At 69.7% G+C, this 19,354-nt stretch carries 14 protein-coding genes; 3 read left to right on the plus strand and 11 right to left on the minus strand.

From position 1 onward, the window contains the following. Positions 1–5: 5 nt before the first annotated feature. The 9 genes from CLT71_RS07285 to CLT71_RS07325 all read right to left on the minus strand — a co-directional run bounded on the left by CLT71_RS07285 (position 6) and on the right by CLT71_RS07325 (position 11,890). On the minus strand, positions 6–1,745 hold the full coding sequence (locus CLT71_RS07285) for an FAD-dependent monooxygenase (protein WP_158242196.1): 1,740 nt from the start codon (positions 1,743–1,745) through the stop codon (positions 6–8). Then, positions 1,742–2,725 (minus strand): ABC transporter substrate-binding protein, encoded by a 984-nt coding sequence (locus CLT71_RS07290; protein WP_158242197.1) that lies wholly within the window; start codon positions 2,723–2,725, stop codon positions 1,742–1,744. Before CLT71_RS07290 ends, CLT71_RS07285 begins: the two co-directional genes overlap by 4 nt. A gap of 132 nt (positions 2,726–2,857) precedes the next feature. Then, positions 2,858–3,691, minus strand: coding sequence for an ABC transporter permease (locus CLT71_RS07295; RefSeq protein ID WP_158242198.1), 834 nt, complete (start codon positions 3,689–3,691; stop codon positions 2,858–2,860). A gap of 56 nt (positions 3,692–3,747) precedes the next feature. Next, positions 3,748–4,863, minus strand: a complete 1,116-nt coding sequence (locus tag CLT71_RS07300) for a nitrilase-related carbon-nitrogen hydrolase (RefSeq protein ID WP_158242199.1) — start codon at positions 4,861–4,863, stop codon at positions 3,748–3,750. A 536-nt stretch (positions 4,864–5,399) separates the two neighbouring features. Next, positions 5,400–6,179: an aspartate racemase/maleate isomerase family protein gene (locus CLT71_RS07305; RefSeq protein ID WP_101366435.1), complete on the minus strand. Its 780-nt coding sequence runs from the start codon at positions 6,177–6,179 to the stop codon at positions 5,400–5,402. 233 nt (positions 6,180–6,412) lie between these two features. Continuing rightward, complete coding sequence (locus CLT71_RS07310) at positions 6,413–7,213, minus strand: IclR family transcriptional regulator (RefSeq protein ID WP_199187540.1); 801 nt, start codon at positions 7,211–7,213, stop codon at positions 6,413–6,415. A 61-nt stretch (positions 7,214–7,274) separates the two neighbouring features. Then, positions 7,275–8,129 carry an HpcH/HpaI aldolase/citrate lyase family protein gene (locus CLT71_RS07315; RefSeq protein WP_101366437.1) on the minus strand — a complete coding sequence of 285 codons (855 nt, stop codon included), beginning with the start codon at positions 8,127–8,129 and terminating at the stop codon, positions 7,275–7,277. 315 nt (positions 8,130–8,444) lie between these two features. Further along, complete coding sequence (locus CLT71_RS07320) at positions 8,445–10,433, minus strand: ABC transporter permease (protein ID WP_486483112.1); 1,989 nt, start codon at positions 10,431–10,433, stop codon at positions 8,445–8,447. A gap of 26 nt (positions 10,434–10,459) precedes the next feature. Beyond that, positions 10,460–11,890 (minus strand): extracellular solute-binding protein, encoded by a 1,431-nt coding sequence (locus CLT71_RS07325; RefSeq protein WP_101366439.1) that lies wholly within the window; start codon positions 11,888–11,890, stop codon positions 10,460–10,462. Between the two features lie 596 nt (positions 11,891–12,486). On the opposite strand from CLT71_RS07325, the gene CLT71_RS07330 reads away from it, so the two are divergent. Continuing rightward, the gene (locus CLT71_RS07330; protein ID WP_101366440.1) at positions 12,487–14,691 is read left to right on the plus strand and encodes an alpha/beta hydrolase-fold protein; all 2,205 of its coding nucleotides are present in this window, start codon (positions 12,487–12,489) and stop codon (positions 14,689–14,691) included. Positions 14,692–14,773: 82 nt separating this feature from the next. On the opposite strand, the gene CLT71_RS07335 is transcribed toward CLT71_RS07330, so the two are convergent. Next, the gene (locus CLT71_RS07335) at positions 14,774–15,442 is read right to left on the minus strand and encodes a winged helix-turn-helix transcriptional regulator (protein WP_158242200.1); all 669 of its coding nucleotides are present in this window, start codon (positions 15,440–15,442) and stop codon (positions 14,774–14,776) included. 66 nt (positions 15,443–15,508) lie between these two features. Between CLT71_RS07335 and CLT71_RS07340 the strand changes: the two genes are divergently transcribed. Together CLT71_RS07340 and CLT71_RS07345 are read left to right on the plus strand one after the other, a co-directional pair. Then, positions 15,509–16,240 (plus strand): DUF899 family protein, encoded by a 732-nt coding sequence (locus tag CLT71_RS07340; RefSeq protein ID WP_101366442.1) that lies wholly within the window; start codon positions 15,509–15,511, stop codon positions 16,238–16,240. 208 nt (positions 16,241–16,448) lie between these two features. Further along, positions 16,449–18,326: a heavy metal translocating P-type ATPase gene (locus CLT71_RS07345; protein WP_101366443.1), complete on the plus strand. Its 1,878-nt coding sequence runs from the start codon at positions 16,449–16,451 to the stop codon at positions 18,324–18,326. Positions 18,327–18,420: 94 nt separating this feature from the next. Here CLT71_RS07345 and CLT71_RS07350 read toward each other — a convergent pair whose 3' ends face one another. Further along, positions 18,421–19,314: an SGNH/GDSL hydrolase family protein gene (locus tag CLT71_RS07350; protein WP_101366444.1), complete on the minus strand. Its 894-nt coding sequence runs from the start codon at positions 19,312–19,314 to the stop codon at positions 18,421–18,423. Positions 19,315–19,354: the final 40 nt, after the last annotated feature.

Consider the following 19,354-nt stretch of genomic DNA (forward strand, 5'->3'; position numbering starts at 1 on the left):
GCCGGTCAGACTGTGCTGCCGACGGGGTCGCGATCAGGCACGGGCGTGCTCGGAAGTGGCTCGCGCCGGGCTCCGCGCACTACGTCGACGACCTCGTCCGGCCGCTCGGGGGTGGTGTCCCCCCGCCACGCGACGTGCCCGTCCGGACGGACCAGCACGTACCGGCGCTCGTAGCGGGCCGCGGCGGCGTCGCTGCGCAGCCGCACGGACGTGATCGGCAGGCCGGCGGCGCGGGCCGCCGACAGCAGCGGGCCGGCCGCGGCCTCGTCGGCCTCCGGGGCCATGACCAGGGTGAACCGGTTGCCGAGGTAGTCCAGCGTGCTGACCCCCTCGGTGTCCCACGCGTGCGGCGCCCGGCAGCCCGGCCAGCTCGACTGGATCACCCGCATCGGATCGTCCGGCGGTTCCGGTGTCCCGTCCGGTACGCAGATCGGGGACCGTGCGTAGCGGTACCCCAGGTGCAGCCCGGCGCTGTTGAACTGGCGGGACACCCATTCGGCCTTGGCGCGCAGTTCGGTACGGGCCACCTCACCCTCCGGGCCCGGTGCCAGTACCGCCCGGTCGGTCTCGGCCATCACGATGTCGAGCCGGTCGGAGTTCATCGCCGAGAGCAGGCCGTTGCGGATGGCTATCGGTTTGCGCTCCGTCTGGTAGCTGTCGAGCAGGTGGTCACCGGCCCACCCGCCGAGGTGTGCCTCGAGTTTCCAGGCCAGGTCCCAGGCGTCGCCGATGCCGGTGTTCATGCCCAGCCCGCCGGTGGGTACGAACAGGTGCGCCGCGTCCCCCGCGAGGAAGACGTTGCCCACCCGCCAGCGGTCCGCCACCGACTGGTAGTGCTTCCAGTGGGTGGTCTTGAGCAGCTCGAAGTCGAACGGCTTGCCGACCGCCCTGGCCAGTACGTCGTGCACGTCCAGGTCCCGGGTCGACCTGTCCGGGTCGAGGAAGTAGTACTGGTAGTTCCAGAGGTCGCTGCCGTTGATCGCGGTGAAGACGCCGAAGCTGTCCGGGTGCAGGGTGAAGTAGAGGTTGGCCAGCCCGCGACCGTGCACGTCGATGAAGTCCGGGCAGCGGAACAGGAAGCTGACGTTGTCCCGCATCGCGCCCCGCCCGACGAACCGCACGCCGAGCGCCTTGCGGACGAGGCTGCGTCCCCCGTCGCAGCCGACGAGCACCTGGGACCGGACCCGCCGTTGGGTGCCGGACCGGTGCTCGATGACCGCGTCGACCCCGGAGTCGTCCTGGGTGAACCCGGTCAGGGTCCAGCCGTAGAGGGTGCGGGCCGACTCGTACCCGGCGAGGTGGGCCCGCAGGATCGGCTCCAGCGCCTGCTGCCCGATCTGGGTCTTGCCGTACGGCGACCACTCGACCTCGGGGAACCGGTGGCTGCCGGGCCCGCCGTGCATCTCCACCCGGGACGCCGACCGGAAACGGTGCAGTTCGTGCCTGGCCAGTTCGGTGGCGAACACGATGAAGTACGGGTGGTCCGGGGGGATCGCCGCGTCCTCGACGGCGTCGGCGATCCCCCACCGGCGGAACAGTTCCATGGTCCGGGCACCGACGAGCGTCGCCTTGGGGTGCTCGGTCTCCGACTCACGGCTCTCGATGACGGCGCACTCGATGCCCCGCCTGGCCAGTTCGGTCGCCAGCGACAGGCCGACCGGCCCGCCGCCAGCGATCAGAACCGGTACGTCGAGCACCGGCAGCGGCTGCCCGCCGGACGGTACGTCGTCGGTCAGGACGTTCACGCCCTGGCCTTGTCGATGAAGGACCGGTCCAGGAACGTCTTCGGGTCGACGACCTTGTTGATCATGCCGGCGCTGTGCATCAGCTTGAGCGTCGACTCCCAGTCCGCCTCGACCAGGTCGAGCAGCCCGTCCACGCCGTTGTTGGCCAGCCAGGTGTCGGTCTGGGCCGGGAACTGCTCGTCGAAGGTCTTGCGCTTGGCCTCCGCGTTGTACTTCTGCAGTGCCCCGAAGACGGCGTCGCGGTTCTTCTCGTCGACGGCGAACCGCATCCCGTTCAGCAGTCCGCGCAGGAACCGGGTCGGTACGTCGCCGACGTCCGTCTTGGCCGCCATCGTCCACGACGAACCGGCAAGTTTGATGTGATCCTCCGGCACCAGCACGGTGAGCTTTTCGCCCTGCTCCTTCTCGAGGGCCTTGCGGACGTAGTTGTGCACGATCCAGCCGTCGACGTCGCCCTTGCGCATGAACTGGTACCCGGCGGCGCCGACGCCCACCACGATCAGCTTGAACTCGTCCCGCTTGACCCCGGCGGATTCGGCCAGCAGTTGGACCAGCTGTTCGGTGGAGCCGCCCTCGCTCGCCACGCCGATGCGCTTGCCGCGCAGCGCACCGGGTTCGGCGATCGGGTTCTTGCTGAGCGAGCCGATCTCCCAGATGTCGCTGTGCTGCGCGGTGGCGATCACCTTGAGCGGAGCACCTTCGTTGACGATCGCCGGCAACGCGGTACGACCGGCCCGGGTGTAGTGGGCGACGTTGCCGATGATCGCCTGGAGGGCCGAGGAGCTGCCCGTACCGCTCTGCAGGTCGGCCTCGATCCCCTCCTTGGCGAAGAAGCCCTGGTGCGCGGAGACGAGCATGTCGAGGAAGCTGACGCTGAAGTCGGCCGGGGCCATCACGGTCTGCTTGACCATGTCGACGCCGGCGGGGGCGCCCGGCGTCTCCTCGTCGTCACCGCAGGCGGAGAGCAGCGGAACCGCCATGAGGCCGGCACCCATGCCCAGGAGCCGTCGACGGGAGAAAGCGGAGGGAACGTTCATATTGTTCTGGAGAGGTCTGTGCTGCGACATGACTGAAGCCCTTCTCGTCGCGAAACGCGACCCGACGGCTGGTGCTCAGCGCCGGGTGTTTCTGACCGAGTCGTGCCACGGGACCAGGACACGGTTCACCGCGACAACAGCCGAGTAGAGGAGGAAGCCGAGAAGCGCGATCATGATGATCGCACCGAATACGCGGGCGATCTGCAGGTCGTTCTGCAGCATCACGAGGTACCGGCCGAGTCCCTGGTTACCACCGAGGTACTGGCCGACGATCACACCGATCGTCGCCGTGACGATGGCCAGTTGGGCACCAGCCATGGTGTAGGCGAGGGTGTAGGGCAGTTCCAGCTTGCGGAACCGTTCCCACTGACTCGCCTTCAGCGACAGCATGAGTTCGTTGAGGGGCTTCGGAATCGACCTGACGCCGAATGCCGTGTTGATGAGGAAGGGGAAGAACGCGCTCAGTGCGGCGATGACGATCTTCGAGAACGACCCGAAGCCGAACCACAGCAGGAAGAGCGGGATCAACGCGATCATCGGTACGACCTGGGAGGCGACCAGGAACGGGCGGGTCATCCGCTCCAGCAGCTCCCACTTACCGATGACGAAGCCCAGGGGGATACCGAGGACGCAGGCCAGGAGCAGGCCGAACACGATTTCGTAGAACGTCGTCCAGATGTGGCCGGTCCAGACGAATGGCGTGGTGATCTGTTCACTGAACGCCACCGCGACCTCTTTCGGCCGGGGAAGGACGAAGCTCGACATGTCGGCGATGACCGCGTAGAGGTCCCACAGGACGATGAAGAAAACTACCAGGACCGGTGTTGAGATCCACGCGAACCGCGGATGCTCCACCAGAGCCCGCCAGCGCCCGCCCTTTCGGGCCGGCACGGCGGACTTCTGATACATAGCGGACCTTGATGCCATGCGAGGCTCCGTTCAGTGCACCGGTCTTCTGAGCCGGACTAGCTGCTGTAGATGGAGGGCTTGATGCTGCCTCGTTCACGCAATCCGTCGATCGACCTGCGAAGCAGCTCACGCCCTTCCTGCCAGTGCTGGATAGGAGCGTCCTTCCACTGGTCGACCGGACGGTGCCGCGCGGTCTGGTAAACATGCGCGAACAGTTCCGGCATCAGTTGTGCGGCGAAGTTCAGGCCCATGCTGTTGCGCTCGAAACGCAGTCGTTCGATATCGATGGTGCCGATCACCGTGGCTTCACCGGGCCCGCCGATCTCCGCGATCGTCGTGCCGTTGAAGTCGATGACCTCGGAGTGTCCGTGCGAACGCATGCTCGGCGGGATGGCCGTGCTCTGGCGTCGCGCGAACGCCAGGTCCGGCGCGTCGGTCCAGACGCCGTCATCGGTCTTGGCGTAGTACGCCGCGTGGTTGGCCGAGGCGAGGTAGACCTTGTTCTCGTAGGCCCGGGTCGCCTTCGCGCGCCGCCACGCCGGCCGGTGCGCGCCGTACGGTTCACCGGTCGGGTGCAGGATCAGCTCCGCGCCACGCATCATCAGCGAACGGGCCACCTCGGGGAAGGTGACGTCGTAGCAGACCATCATCCCGATCCGGCCCAGCGGCGTGTCCGCCACCGGGAACAACCCGTCCAGCCCGTACCGGTCGAGGTATTCGGAGAGCACGTCGCCCGGACTGGTGTTCGTGGCCCGGCCGGTCACGCTGCCACAGTGGATCTTCCGGTACTTGAGGATGACCTCGCCGCGGTCGTCGATGAGGAACGCGGTGTTGAACCAGCGCCCGGGCCAGTCCGGGTCGACCTCGAAGGCGTTGCCGGCGATGTAGATGCCCTTCTCGGCGGCCACCGCGCTGAACCTGTTGATCTCCGGTCCGGGGATCGTCACGCAGACGGCCAGCATCTCCTCGACCGTGTCGAAGTGGTCGTAGCCCTGCAACGAGAACTCGGGCAGCAGCGCCACCTTGGCACGGCCGAAGCGTCCCGTCGTGTAGTCGAGCAGGGACAGGATGCGGTTGGTGTTCGTCTGGATGACCTCGTCGCGGTCGTTCGCGTCGGTGATCTGCCGGATGGGCGACTGGATACACGCGACTCCATAGGGCGCGATGGCCACAACACACTCCCGATTCTTCAGCTTGGTTGGTCCCGCCGAACGTGCTGCCGGCTCTGAGCCGCGAGCGGATCGTGCCGGAGCGGGATGTCCGCCGCGCACCGTAGGGCAAACATCGTTCCGCTAATAGAAACGCCGTATCTGTTGAGGAGACAGTAGGGCTCACCTGAAGATCCGTCAAGGTTTCGATCACGATTGCAACCAGCGGATTCGTGGCCCACCCGCGCCGTTGACCTGCGGTCTGGCACGCGCCGGGACACCTGCGCGCGGCGTCCGTCAACAGCCGTCTGAGCAGGCATCTACATCTGTGGAAGGATAGGCCGGCTGCGTTGCCACGCCCCGGCGCCCGGCACCGGCGGGGTATCCGCGCCCACCGCCGCAACGCGACCGCCGAGGCGGCGCACGGCACCGGACGGATGCCGCAAAGCCTTCCGCTAAGCGGTCCTGCGTTCCAAGATGGGCGATACCGTCCGGCGACCAGCGCACCCGGATCAGCGCACCCGGCAAGCCCGCACCGGAGAGCCGGCCCGGACGGACGCTCAGGCCGCGGTGAGCCGCTCGGCCAGCCGTCGCAGCGCCGTGCTCGACGAGTCACCGGCCCGCTCCGGATGCCCGGTCGTCTCCAGCAACGCCCAGGCGCCGGCGAGGTTCGAGGAGAGCAACGGGATCTCCGTTGCCCCGGCCCGGCTGTCCAACGCCGCCAGGCTGGGGGCGCCGGTACCGACCACCAGCAGCGCCGTGCCCGGATCAGCCACGCGGACCGAGGCGAGCACCCGATCGAGTACGCCCTGGATACGGTCCGGACCGAGGTCGTAGATCGCGCCGCTCCCCGGAATCTCGACCACCTCACGTACCAGCTGACCCGCGTCGCTCCAGAACTGCGCGCAGCGGCGCGTCAGCCAGGACGGGTACGGCGAGACCAGCACCAGCGAGCGGATGCCGAGGCGGGACAGTACCGTGCGGATCGCCCCGGCGGCGGTGAGCACGGGAGCACCGAGCCGCTGGCCGGCGTCCCGGCTCCAGGCCGCGTCCCCGTCGACGCCGAGCGGATAGGAGGAGCCGGTGCAGGCCACCAACGCCGCGGTCGGAGCCAGCCCGCGCAGGGTGTCCAGCGCCGGCAGCACATCGTCGACGTAGTGCGCCAGCCGGTCGGCCATGTCCAGGTCGGGCAGGGCGGGCAGCCGGGCGACGTGCGGGACGACGCCGGGCGGCAGCAGTCGGTACAGCTCCGGTTCGACCGTCGGGTTCGCCGGCGGGACGACGACTCCGACCCGCAGTGGGGCGCTCGGCCCGGCCTGGGTGATCATCGGAGCGCCCATTTGTTCCACTGAGCGGAACAGAGTTCTCTCAATAGAGACATGGTCGGAACCTATCGCACCCGCCACGGTGCCACAGGGGGCCGAATGGGCAGGTCAGGATCAGCATGCCGGCCGGTCCCCGGAGCCCACCCGGTCACGTGTGGCGGCACGGCGTCACCAACCGGTCTTCCGCCGGGTAGCGAAGCGCCGGTTCGAGCCCGCGTCGGAAGGTCGCCGAGCCCCGCGACGGAAGGTCAGAGCCCTTCGCCACCGAGCCGGACCGAGATGCCGCGTACCTCCGCAAGCAGAGCGGAGGCCAGCTGGTCGATACGGCCCCGGATCCGCTCGACCGGGCCACAGATGCTCAGCACGGCGACGGGTACCCGGTCGTGGTCGAGGATCGGAGCGGCTACCGAACCCGCACCGGCCTGCCGCTCGCCGAACGACACCGCGTACCCCCGCTCGCGGGTGATCCGCAGCTCGTCGCGCAGGTGACTGGCGTCGACGATTGTGTGATCGGTCATCACGACCAGCGGCGCGGCCTCGGTCAGGTACGCCTCCTGCTCGGCCGGCGTCATGAACGCGAGGAACGCCTTGGAGGAACTGCCGGCGTGCAACGGGAACGGATGGCCGACCTGGACCGTCATCCGGACGTCCCGGGCCGGTGCCACCTGGTCGACGTAGATCCGGTGGTGGCGCACCCTGATCGACAGGGTGGAGGTCTCGTTGGCGAACCGGCTCAGCCGGCGCATCGGCTCACGGGCGAGGTCGCGGATGTCCACCCGGTCGAGGAAGGCCCGGCCGAGGGCGAGCGCGGCCGGGCCGAGCACGTACCGCCTGGTGTTCTCGTCCACCTCGATGAGGCGTCGGCTGCAGAGCGTGGTCAGGATGCGGTGAACCACCGCCTTCGACAGGCCCATCTGCCGGCCGATCTCGGAGACACCGAGCGTCGGCTGGTCGGACTCGGCGAAGAGCATCAGCACGTCCAGGGCACGCTCGACGCCGCTGACGGTACGAAACGCCGAATCGTTTGTCGTGGTCTCGGTTACGGCCACCGCTGCCCTCCTGGACTGGAACACCGTACGCGCCGCGTGGGGCCGCCGTGCCCGGGGAATCTCAGACGGAGCCATTGTGACGTAGCAGAATCTCCCGCGCGGATCGCACCACCGCAAGGTCGATGAACTGCTGATTCTCGTCCACGGCCACCCCCGAGCCGGATGCCTCCGCCGCGTCGAGGGCAGCGACGATCCGCCTGGCCTGCGCCACCTCGGTCGCCGACGGCGTGAACACCTCGTTGATCACCGGTATCTGGCGCGGATGCAGTGCGGTGCGTGCCCGGAAGCCGAGCCCGAGCAGCGCCGTGGTCGTCGCCCGGAGCAGCTCCAGATCGGCCAGCGCGGTCTCCACCGGCCCGATCGGTGGGGCCAGCCCGGCCGTCGAGGACGCGAGCACGATGCCCAGCCGGATCGACGTCATCTCCGTGCGCTCGGGTCCGGGCCGCAGGCCGAGTTCGCCGATCAGGTCCGCCTCGCCGATCCCGAGCCGGACCACCCGGGGATGGCTGGCCAGCGTCGCCGCCGACAACACCCCCCGCGCGGTCTCCACAAGCGCGATCACGGCCAGGGTCCGGTCTGCCAGACCGTGCCGGCGCTCGGCCTCCGCCAGCAGGCTGTCTGCCGCCGTCAGCAGCTCCGGCTCGGCCTTGGGCAGGACGATCCCGGCGATGCCGGGCCCGGCGACCGCGGCGATGTCCTCGGCGAGCAACGGCTCCTGGTTGACCCGGACCCACGTCTGTGGTCGGTCCGCGCCGTCGCCGACCGCTCTGGCCACGTTCTCGCGGGCGACCGCCTTCTTCGGCGGCGCCACCGCGTCCTCGAGGTCGAGGATGAGCGCGCCCGCGCCGGTCCGTCCCGCCTTGGTGATCTTGTCCGGAGCGTCACCGGGAACGAACAGATAGCTGCTGGGCGTCATCAGATTCCTCCACAGGCAGGCGTCGACTACCACACCCTCGCGATGTTGGAACGCCTTCCCTGAGGACGGTACACCATGCCAATCCGATTGACGCTGCCGCCAATGGCTCGGGCCACCCCCGCCGGATGGGCCGGCCCTTGCGTCTGGGTGGCAAGTTGGCAGTTCAGCGTGACAGTTCTGGCCCTCCGGGACACCGGAGGGGCCAGCCCCGCCGACCACACCGCGCCCGGTCGGTCGACGCCCCTCCGGCGAGGGTGTCCCACAAAGCGGAACGTCGTTCGCAGGAGCCGGTGAGGCTGTGGCCGGCATCCCGGGTCAGCCCTTCACCGCGCCTGCGGTGAGCCCCTCGGTCAGGAACCGCTGCCCGAAGGCGTACATGAGCACCACGGGGATGCTGACGAGCAGCGACGCCGCGGCGAGCTGCCCCTGCGGTACGACGTCCCCGATGATCATCGACTGCATCCCCACCGGAAGCGTCTTGTACTCGTCCTTCGTGATGAACACGAAGGCGAAGAGGAACTCGTTCCAGGCGTTGGTCAGGGTGAACAGCGCGACCGCCAGCAGTCCCGGCTTGGCCAGCGGCAGCACCACCCGGCCGAACGCCTGGAGGCGGGTGCAGCCGTCGACAAGCGCGGCCTCCTCCAGCTCGATGGGGATCGACGAGAAGTACCCCACCAGCAGCCAGGTGGCGAACGGAAGCGTGAAGGTCGGGTACGTCACCACCAGGGACCAGAGCGAGTCGGTGAGCCGCACCCCGATGAGCAACTGGTACAGCGGGATGAACAGCAGCGCGCCCGGCATCACGTACGTGATCAGCACCGTGACCGTGAAACTCTGCGCCCCACGGAACCGCAGCCGGGCCAGCGCGTAGCCGGCCAGGGCGGCACAGACCAGCGCCACCACGGTGGAGGCGGCGGAAACCAGCACGGTGTTGAGATACCAGCGACCGAAGGGCTTGGTGGCAAAGAGATCGGTGAACTGTTGCATGGTCCACGGCGTTGGCCACAGGTCGTGCTCGCGCATGACGATCTGACCCTCGGACTTGAAGGCCGTGACCGCGATCCAGTACAGCGGGGCGAGCACGAAGAAGAGCAACGCGGCCATCGCCAGACCGGACCCCAGCTTCGACACCACCGACGACGCCCGGCGGCGTCCCCAGGCCTGGAGCGCCGAGACCAGCCGGCCGACCACCGCCACGACCAGCAGGATCACCCCGAGAACCAGTGCCGCCTTCCAGACGATGTGCGGCGAGGCCACCGCGAGCAGACCGGTGAGTACCAGGGCGATGGCCCACGGCAGCACCCTGCGTGCCTTCCCCGCCCGCTCCGCCAGCCGGGCCCGTCGGGGCAGTTCGGCGCCGGCGTCCCGGCGCAACAGCCGGACCAGGATGAACACCAGCCCGCCGATGACCGGCAACATCACGAGGGTGACCGCCGCACCCGCGCCGTACTGCAGTTGCAGGATCGCCTTCGAATAGGCGACAAGCACGTACGGCGCTGTCGCGTCCCCCGGGCCGCCCTGCGTCAGCAACCAGATGAGGTCGAAGTTGTTGAACGTCCAGATCGACGACAGCGTCACCGTCACGGTGATCACGTGGCGCAGTCCGGGCAGCGTCACGTGGCGGAACCGCTGCCACGACGAGGCGCCGTCGACGGTCACCGCCTCGTAGAGGTCTGCCGGGATGGCCTTCAACCCCGCGAGGAACGCGACGGTGAAGAACGGCACCCCCTTCCACACGTTGACGAGGATCACCGACGGCATCGCAAGCGACGCCTCGGACAGCCAGCCTGCGGGCCAGGTGTCGACCAGGTGCGCCTCTGCCAGCAGTGGCCCGATCCCCGACTCGGTGAGCAGCATGTTGACGCTGCCGAAGATCGGGTCGAGCAGCGAGCGCCAGCTGAATGCCGTGACCACCGTCGGCACCACCCACGGCAACAGGAGCAGCCCGGCCAGCACGGCCCGGCCACGGCGCAGGTTGTGCAGCAGCAGGGCGGCGGACAGCCCCAGCACCACCTTGAACACCTCGGCGTACGCGGTGAAGACGAACGAGTTCACCACGCCTGTGCGGAACTGCTCGTCGCCGGCCAGGGCGATGTAGTTGGAAAGGCCGACGAACACGCTCTCCTGCCCGTGCCGTTCCGTCGTACTGGTGAAGATCGACCAGGCGATCGGTACGAGCACGAGCCCGCCGACGAGTACGGCCATCGGCGCCACGAACAGTGCCGCCAGCCGCCAGTCGCGACCCAGCCTGCGCTGGACCGGTGTGAGGGAGCCGGACCCCGGCGGCGAGGATCGTTTCGTCACCGGGGTCGGCGCCGGACGGACCGATGTCACTGCGGCTGCCCCTGCTGGGTGAAGATCTGCACCATCTTGGCGTGGGTGGCGCGTACTGCCTGCGCGGGCGTCGTTCCCTGGATGACCTGCTGCATCATGTCGGTCAGCACGTACGCCCCGACGGCGGCCTGCTGGCCCGCGCTGGCCTTCTGCGGGAAGTTCAGGCCGTTCTTCGTGGTCAGCGGCAGCGACTGCTCGGTGATTCTGCGCATGATCGGGAACGCCGGGTCACCACCGGTGAAGAACGGGTCGGCGTCCCAGACCTTCTCCCAGGCGGGCAGCGCCAGGCCGGGCGCCTCCTTCGCCACCCCGAGCAGCGCGGGCGCGCTCACCAGGTACTGCGCCAGGAGCTTGGCGAGCGGGGCGTTCTTGGCGCCCTTGAAGATGACGAAGGCCTGGGACTGGCCGAGCAGCAGCGGATTGTCGGTGGCCGGCCCGATGCAGTCGGCGAAGACGTGGGTCCTGTCGTAGACGGGGTTCTTCTTGGTCTTGGAGTCCGCGTAGACGCTGAGCTGGTTGCGGGTGTAGCCGAGGATCCCGGCGAGCCAGTTCTCGTTGTTGCTGGAGTCGGTCCAGGCAGCCACCCCGGGCGGCAGCATCGGCTTGTACTTGGGATTGGTGTAGATGTCGGCCAGGAAGGTCACCGCCTGCACCGTCTCGGGCGAGTCGAAGGTGACCTTCCGGCCGTCGTTGGAGGCGATCGCCCCGCCGTACGAGTTGATCACCGCCTCGATGAGGCCGTTCGCGTCACCAGACCGGTTCACGGTCATGCCCCAGCCGAACCGGCGCTTGCCCGGATCGGAGATGGCCAGGCAGAGGTCTCGCAACTCCTCCCAGGTGTAGATGTCCTTGGGAGTGATGCCCTTGTCCTGCATCCAGTCCTTGCGCAGGAACGACCCGATCCCGATGAAGTGGTAAGGGATGGCGTACCACTTGCCGTCGAAGACGCAGAAGTTCTTGGACTCCGCCGTGGGCTCGCCGTACCTGGCCGTCAGCGCCTGAACGACGTCTGTCACGTCCTCCAGGTCGCCCAGCGCCTGGAACTGGGCGACGAAACGCGAGTCGGTCATGAACGCCAGGTCCCGCGCAACGCCGCCCTCGACCTCGGCGTGGATCTTGGCCACCACGTCACCGGCGTCGGCCTGGACGAGACTGTTGTCAATCTTGGTACCGGTGGTGTCGGCGAACTTCTTGATCGAGCTGTCGAGCGCACCGTTCGCCGCCTCCGAGTACAGCTTCTGCGACAGCATTCCCATCGAGGAGCCCTTCAACGACGCCGCGGCGTCGATCAACTCCTTCGGGACCTCGGCCTGCACAGCGGGGGTCGACGGCGTGGTGTCTCCGCACGCGGCCAGACCGGCCGCGCCGAGCAGCCCCACACCCATCCCCAGAAAGCCGCGCCGAGACCGCAGCGGACTGTCCTCCATGGTTTTCGCCTCCTTCGTATCGCCTCGCGCAACACGCCGAAGGGGCCGAAAGGCCTGCCGCCCCACGTGTAGACAGCTACGAGCCGCACATGAGGACGATCGCCTGATTCGGGTGGTCGCAGCCCCCTCGGCCGCGCATTCATCAGATAGTCACCCCGGCCGCTCGGTGGGCCTTGCCCCGATCTGCTCCGAGACACGCGCGCCGCCGGCCCGGATCGTCAGGCTGTCCGGGGTGGGCTCACCTTACACGATCGATTTGCCCCCATCAATCCTCGCGATCAAGGTCGTGGCCCGGACGCGGGCTCGCACCAATGAGGACGGTCGCACTGCTCTTCGTGCCGGGTCTCCGGCCTGCGCGGCAGCAGCGCCGTTGATTGACGCAATTGGATGTACCGCGTATGTTATCGCTCACACCTAACCTGGTAGCGGTGCTCAGCTCGGCCGACGACCTGCCGGAGTGCCTGGGCAACCGCGCAAAGCAAGGGCGTTCGTCGCAGCCGACCTGCCCGGTTGGCGGCCGGCACGCCACTTTGCTGGGCGACGGGCACGGAGCCGACCTCGGGTCGCCGCCCAGCACGGCGCGAGGAGTTGGGGCAATGGCAGGGGCAGCTCAGCAGTGGTGGCGGACATGCCGTACCGGCGTACGCTGCCTGGCGGTGTTCGGCACCCTCGTCCTGGGGGCGACCGTCGCGCTGGCCGGAGCCCAGCCGGCGCCGGCGGCGACCCCGTGGCTCAGCGTGACAGGCGGTTTCGCGTCGTTCCGGGTTCCGGCAGCCGACCTCGAAAGCGCGTTCGGCACGGTGTCGAACGTCGTCGTCGAGGCGGACTTCGGCCCGTCCTTCGCCCTCGCCGACCTGGGCCTCGGACGTTCCGGGGACGCCTGGACCTCGGTGATCGGTCCACTGCGACCGGGGCTGTACCGCTACCGGATCCGGGCCGACGGCACCAAGGTCCTCAAGGACCCGACCAACGCCACCACTGTCACCTCCGACCCGACCTGGAGCACCTTCCTCGTTCCGGGTGACTCGGCGAGCCTGCTCGCGGACGTGCCGGACGGTCAGGGCGGTACCCTCGGCACGGTCAGCTACCCGGCCGGGCCTCGGCATACGCGCTCCGCCACCGTGTGGACCCCACCCGGCTACGACCCGGACCGGCGCCAGCCGTACCCGGTGCTCTATCTCCAGCAGGGCGCGGTGGGCGGCCGTACCGACTGGCTCGACCTCGGACGCGCCAGGCAGATCCTCGACAACCTCGCCGTGCAGCGGCGGATCGAGCCCATGGTGGTAGTGCTCGGTGACGGCGACGCCGCCGATTTCCAGCAGGAGCTACGCGCCATCGCGCGGGCGGTCCGGCGCGGGTACAACATCGCCGACGACCCCGCGCGCCGCGCGCTCGCCGGCGCCTCGGTCAGCGGTACCCGAGTGCTGCGCTCCGCCCTGACCCGCCCCGGGGAGTTCGGTTACCTGGGCTCGTTCGCCGGCCCGCTGACCGACGAGCACCTCCGGATCGACGGCCGGGCCGTCAACGCCGGAACCCGGCTGCTGCGCCTGTACAGCGGGAACATGACCGACCCCGCGTACAACCCGACCTACCGGACCCTGCGCCTGCTCGACCGGGCCGGGGTGCGGCACGACTTCGACGGGGTGAACCCGGACGACGGCCACACCTGGAACGCCTGGCGAGAGAACCTGGCGGACTTCCTGCCGCGGTTGTTCCGGCCGGTCCGCGACCACCGTCCGAGCGTCGGCCACCTGCCGTTGATCCGGGAGTTCGTGACGCCGGCACCGGGCACCACGCCGACGCCGTGGCTCACCCGGGACGCCAACGGAGACACCTTCGCCACCGTCGAGACGGGCAGCGAGTTCGCGAGCGCGGACCGGGTGACCCTCTGGGGCAACTGGGCGCCGGGCGGAAGCTGGGTCAATGTTCCGCTCACCCGCGTCGGTGACCGGTGGCGGGGAACGGTGGGTCCACTCAAGCCCTGGTTCTACTACTACAAGTTCATCGTCGACCTGGAGTCGAGGAAGGACACCGCGAACCCGACGCGCGTCACCTCGGAGCCGACCTGGAGCACCTTCCTCGCCCCTGGCCGGGCCGCCCGTCCGCTCACCGACGTACCGGCCGGTCGGGGTGGCACGCTCGCGACCCTCACCTACACCAGCACCGTGGTCTCGGCCGAACGCACCGCGTACGTCTGGACGCCGCCCGGATACGATCCCGGTCGTGCGGAGCCGTATCCGGTGCTCTACCTGCAACACGGCAGCGGCCAGAACTACACCGACTGGGTGGAGATGGGCCGCGCCAGGCAGATCCTCGACAACGGCTTCCGGGACGGCAAGCTCGTGCCGATGGTGGTGGTGATGAGCAACGGCAACGTGCCGGACTTCGGCAGGGAGTTGCTGGACAACGTCGTCCCGGCGGCCCGGTCGGCGTACCACATCTCGCACGAACCGGCCCGGCAGGCGCTCGCCGGCCTGTCGATGGGTGGGTTCCAGGCTCTCGACATCCTCAAGCGGCATCCGGGCGAGTTCGCCTACATCGGCACCTTCTCCGCCGGGGTGTTCAACTCCACCGGCTTCGACGTGGCGGCGGTCAACGAGGGCACCAAGCTGCTGCGGATGTACACCGGCAACGAGACGGACTTCGTCTACCCCATCGTGTTGTCCACGATGGCGACCTTCGACACCCTCGGGATCCGGTACGAGTTCGCCGGGGTGACGGCAGGCCCGCACGGCTGGGACGCGTGGCAGAAGAATCTCATCGACTTCGCGCCGCGGCTGTTCCGGCCCGACAGTGGCTGACGGAGATCCGCGAGTGGGTCGACGACCTGCCCGGGCGTAGCGACGCAGGATCCTGCTCAGGCATAGAGACGCAGGATCTCTCTCAGGCGTAGAGACGCACGATCCGTAGCACGGCTTCCCGGTCGCCGTCGATGTGTACGGTCCCGTCGCGCTCGGCCCGGGCGAGTGGCACACCGTCGAAGAGGAGACCGCTCCACACCGTCGACTCGGCGGTCACCGTCGCCGCCGGCCGGCTGGCCACACCCGCCCGGACGTCGAGCCGCCCGCCGACCGTGGTCACCCGGTAGTCGTGCGTCGGCGGGTCGGGGCGCCGGCCGTCGTACAGGCGGAGGGCCAGCACCGGCAGCTGGCCCGGCACCTCCGGAGCCATCGTCCGCATGGCGATGGCCGTCCCGTCGGGAGTCATCCCGCCGACAGTGCCCGGGTCGGGGCCGGCGGAGTACCAACGCCCCAGCGATTCCAGAACCGACTCCAGTTTGCGGCCCCAGTCCGTCGCGACGTAGGCGCGGGTGCGGGCCAGGTCCGGCAGGACGACCTGCTCGACGATCCCGGCCTCCCGCAGCGACCGCAGCCGGTCGGTGAGCACGGCCGGGGTGATGCCACGGACGGATTCCTGCAGGTCGGTGAAGCGCTTGGGCCCGAGAATCACCTCGCGCACCACGATCAGGGTCCATCGATCCCCCACCAGGTCGAGAGCATTCGCGGCCCGGCAGGCGTCGCCGAGATCCCGGAAGGTCCGCTTGGTCGGCACGACCGCCTCACAACCTTTCCGTCTATCTATGGTCAAGCAAGTGTCAGCTATGTTTAGGATAGCGACATGTCAATCACCCACACCACGACCCCCGCCGCCCCGCCGGTCGTCGATCGCGAGACCTGGCTCGGCGAGCGGGAGGCTCTGCTCGCCCGCGAGAAGGCGCACACGCGCGAGGGCGACGCGATCGCCGCCGCCCGGCGCCGCCTGCCGATGACCGAGATAACGCCGATGTCGCTCATCGGGGCGGACGGCCCGACACCGCTGGCGGACATCTTCGCCGGCCGTGACCAACTCGTCGTCTACCGGCACATGTGGCACCTCGGAAAGCCGTTCGAGGACCAGTGCGAGGGCTGCACCGCCAGCATCTGGGACTTCCAGAACGCGGCCTACCTGGAGGAGCGCGGCATCTCCTTCGCGGTCTTCTGCGAGGGGCCGTACGAGGAGCTGGCTCCCTTCCGGGACTTCATGGGCTACCAGCACCCGTGGTACTCCACGCACGGCATCGAGGACCCGGCCTACGCCGGCGGCGGCGAGATCGTCTGCTTCCTGCGCCGCGACGACCGGTTCTTCCTGACGTACGAGACGACCGGCCGGGGCGTCGAAGCGATGATGTCGTCGCACCGGCTGCTCGACCTGACCGTCTACGGCCGGCAGGAGGTCTGGGAGGACTCACCGGAGGGCTGGCCGCAGGAACCGACCTGCACGAGGTGGCGCAGGGACGGCCGTCCCGTGCCGCAGTGGACCAGGCCGGGAGCCGGGCCGGTCGGCGTACCGCACCGACAGGACTGCCGCTGACAGCCGAGAGCCACTTCCGCTGCTGATCGCCGTACCCGAATCCTGACGTTTCGTCCACGTCAGCCACGGCCGGTTGAGACCCTGGTTACGACACACCGCCGTCCGGTGAGGCGGAACCCCCGGCCCCGGTGGCGGAGCCCGGCCCGCAGCTCGGCACGCCGTCGGCGGTCCGGGGTGGCGGGCCACGGCTCGACCCGGGGGTGGGAGCGTGCGCGGATCCCTGGCGGGACGCTGGCGCAGGTGGCGTGCCTTCGCCCCGCTGGCCGCCCTGGCGGTGCCGGTCCTTGTCGGTGCGGGCCTGTGGCTCGCCGGGCGGCGCGGGGCCGCCAACATCTGCTGGGCGGCGACGGCCTCGGTCACCCTGCTGGTGACGCTGCGCTGGTTGGTCCAGTCGCTACGGCGGCACCGGATCGGCGTGGACGTGATCGCGACCCTGGCCATGCTCACCTCCCTGCTGGTGGGCGAGTACCTGGCCGGGGCGGTGGTGGCGCTGATGCTGGCCAGCGGGCACACCCTGGAGAGCTACGCGCAGGGGCGGGCGACCCGTGACCTGCACGAGCTGCTGGCCCGGGCGCCGCGCCGGGCACGTCGCCGTACTCCGGACGGCGGGATCCAGGACGTGGACGTACGCGACGTCCGTGCGGGCGACCGGCTGCTGGTCGGCCCCGGTGATGTCGTACCGGTGGACGGCGTCGCCGAGGATGCCGTGACGCTGGACGAGTCGGCGGTGACCGGCGAGTCCCAGCCGGTCGAGCGCCGGGCAGGAGATCGGTTGGTCAGTGGCGTGGTCAACGCGGGTGCGGCGTTGGGACTGCGGGCCACCGCCACGGCGGCCGAGAGCACGTACGCGGGAATCGTCCGGCTGGCCGAGGAGGCGAACGCGGAGAAGGCGCCGATGGTACGGCTGGCCGACAGGTACTCGGCGGCGTTCGTGCCGTTCACCCTGGCGCTGGCCGGGATCGCCTGGGGCGCCTCCGGGCAGTTCGTCCGGGCGGTCGCGGTCCTGGTGGTGGCGACTCCGTGCCCGCTGCTGCTGGCCACCCCGATCGCGATCGTCTCCGGGCTGTCCCGCGCGGCGCGGCGCGGCGTGCTGGTCCGCAACGGCGGCTCGCTGGAACTGCTGGGCCGGGCCCGGACCCTGCTGCTGGACAAGACCGGAACGTTGACCACGGGACGTCCGGAGACGGCCGGGGTGGTGACCGCGCCCGGTGGCGACGTCGACGAGTTGCTGCGGCTGGCCGCCTCGGTCGAACAGCTCTCCTCGCACGTACTGGCTGCCGCGATCGTGCGGAAGGCAAGGGATCAGGGCATGCGGCTGGCGCTGCCCGCCGACGTGACCGAGGAGCCCGGACAGGGGGTCTGCGGCCGGGTCGACGGCCGGCTGGTCCGGGTCGGACAGCACGGCGGTGACCTGCCGGACTGGGCCGTACGCGAACGGCGGGAGGCGGAGTCGAACGGCCTGTCGGCGGTGTGGGTGAGCCTGGACGGCGTACTCGCCGGAGCGGTGCTGCTGCGCGACCCGGTACGCCCGGATGCGGTCGACACCGTACGGCGGTTGCGGCAGGCCGGGTTCCGTCGGCTGGTCATGGTGACCGGTGACCGGCCGGAGGTCGCCGAGCGGGTCGCCCGCGCGGTCGGGGTGGACGACGTGGTGGCCCGCTGCTCGCCGCAGCAGAAGGTCGACCGGGTCCGGGCCGAGTCCGAGCGGGTGGTGACGGTGATGGTCGGCGACGGCATCAACGACGCGCCCGCGTTGGCGACCGCCGGTGTCGGGGTGGCGCTGGGCGCGACCGGGGCGACCGCCTCGGCCGAGGTGGCCGACGCGGTGCTGTCGGTGGACCGGCTGGACCGGCTGGCCGACGTGGTGGAGATCGCTCGCCGGTCCCGCGCGATCGCGGTGCAGAGCGCGGCCGTGGGCATGGGAATGGCGGTGCTGGCGATGGTGGCTGCCGCCTTCGGGCTGCTTCCTCCGGTGGCCGGGGCGTTTCTCCAGGAGGGCATCGACGTGGCCGTCATCCTCAACGCACTGCGCGCCCTCGGCGGCGGTAGCCACCTCCGGGCGCTGGCCGGCCGGGCCACCGCCTGAAATGCCGAGGACCCGCCTGACGTAGCGAGGACCCGCCTGACGTGGCGAGCAGCTGAACCTCGTCAGGCGGGGCCGGCTCGACGGTCGGGGGCGATCAGCCGTTCAGCGTCGCGAGCAGGGCGTTGGCCATGCCCTGCTCGCCCCGGGCGTTCGGGTGGAAGGGCGCGGCGGAGTTCTGTGGCACGAGCCCCTCGACCCACCGGGTACCACTGCTCTTGCAGGTGTCGCGGCCGATCGACGGGGTGTAGACGTCGGCGTAGGTGGCGCCGTTCGCGGTCGCGGTACTGGCCAGCATCGCGTTCAGCGACTTGGCGATGCCGCGCAGGTAGGGCACGTCCTGGTAGGCGATCGGGACCACCGGCCAGCAGCCGTATCCGGTGTCCGGCACGATCGCCGGGTAGCCGAGCACCACCACCCGGGCGTTCGGCGCGGCCTGGCGGACCGCCTGTAGCACGGCGGTCACCTTCGGCGCGGTGGCCGCGATCCGGGCCTGCAACTGGTCGGTGCCCCCGCTGGTGTACCGGTTCTTGCACGGCGATCCCAGTGGACTGCTGAGGCTCGCCTCCGCGCAGGCGCTGATGATGCCGGAGAAGCCGATGTCGTTGCCGCCGATCTGCACCGTCACCAGCGCCGTGTTCGAGGTGACCGCGCTCAGCTGCGGTGGTACCGCGATGCCGAGTTGGCCGCTGCCGCCGTTGAGGATGTCGTTCGTGGTGGCGCCGGAGCAGCTCACGTCGGCCAGGGACGACGATCCGGCGGACGCGGCGACCAGCGACGGATAGTTGCGGTTGGACCGTAGGCAGTTCAGGTCGACCTGGGTGGGGATCAGCGGACCGGCGGTGTACGAGTCGCCCAGCGCGACGTACCGGCCGGCGGGAACCGCGGCACTCGCGGGTGTGGCGACGGTGAGCAGCACGCCGGCGGCGGCTACGGCGAGCGCGGTCAGCCGGGCGGCTGTCCGCAGGAGCCTCGGGCGGGGACGGGACATGGCGCCTCCCAGGGGATCACGCTGCTGGTGGTGCGGAGAT

It is taken from the genome of Plantactinospora sp. CNZ320, from assembly GCF_002846275.1.

Excerpts from the sequence above, each read along its gene's own strand:
- CLT71_RS07290 (WP_158242197.1), bottom strand. The coding sequence starts at position 2,725 with ATGGCGGTTCCGCTGCTCTCCGCCTGCGGTGACGACGAGGAGACGCCG.
- CLT71_RS07305 (WP_101366435.1), bottom strand. The coding sequence starts at position 6,179 with ATGGGCGCTCCGATGATCACCCAGGCCGGGCCGAGCGCCCCACTGCGG.
- CLT71_RS07295 (WP_158242198.1), bottom strand. The coding sequence starts at position 3,691 with ATGTATCAGAAGTCCGCCGTGCCGGCCCGAAAGGGCGGGCGCTGGCGG.
- CLT71_RS07315 (WP_101366437.1), bottom strand. The coding sequence starts at position 8,129 with ATGACGCCCAGCAGCTATCTGTTCGTTCCCGGTGACGCTCCGGACAAG.
- CLT71_RS07325 (WP_101366439.1), bottom strand. The coding sequence starts at position 11,890 with ATGGAGGACAGTCCGCTGCGGTCTCGGCGCGGCTTTCTGGGGATGGGT.
- CLT71_RS07340 (WP_101366442.1), top strand. The coding sequence starts at position 15,509 with ATGTCAATCACCCACACCACGACCCCCGCCGCCCCGCCGGTCGTCGAT.
- CLT71_RS07350 (WP_101366444.1), bottom strand. The coding sequence starts at position 19,314 with ATGTCCCGTCCCCGCCCGAGGCTCCTGCGGACAGCCGCCCGGCTGACC.
- CLT71_RS07330 (WP_101366440.1), top strand. The coding sequence starts at position 12,487 with ATGGCAGGGGCAGCTCAGCAGTGGTGGCGGACATGCCGTACCGGCGTA.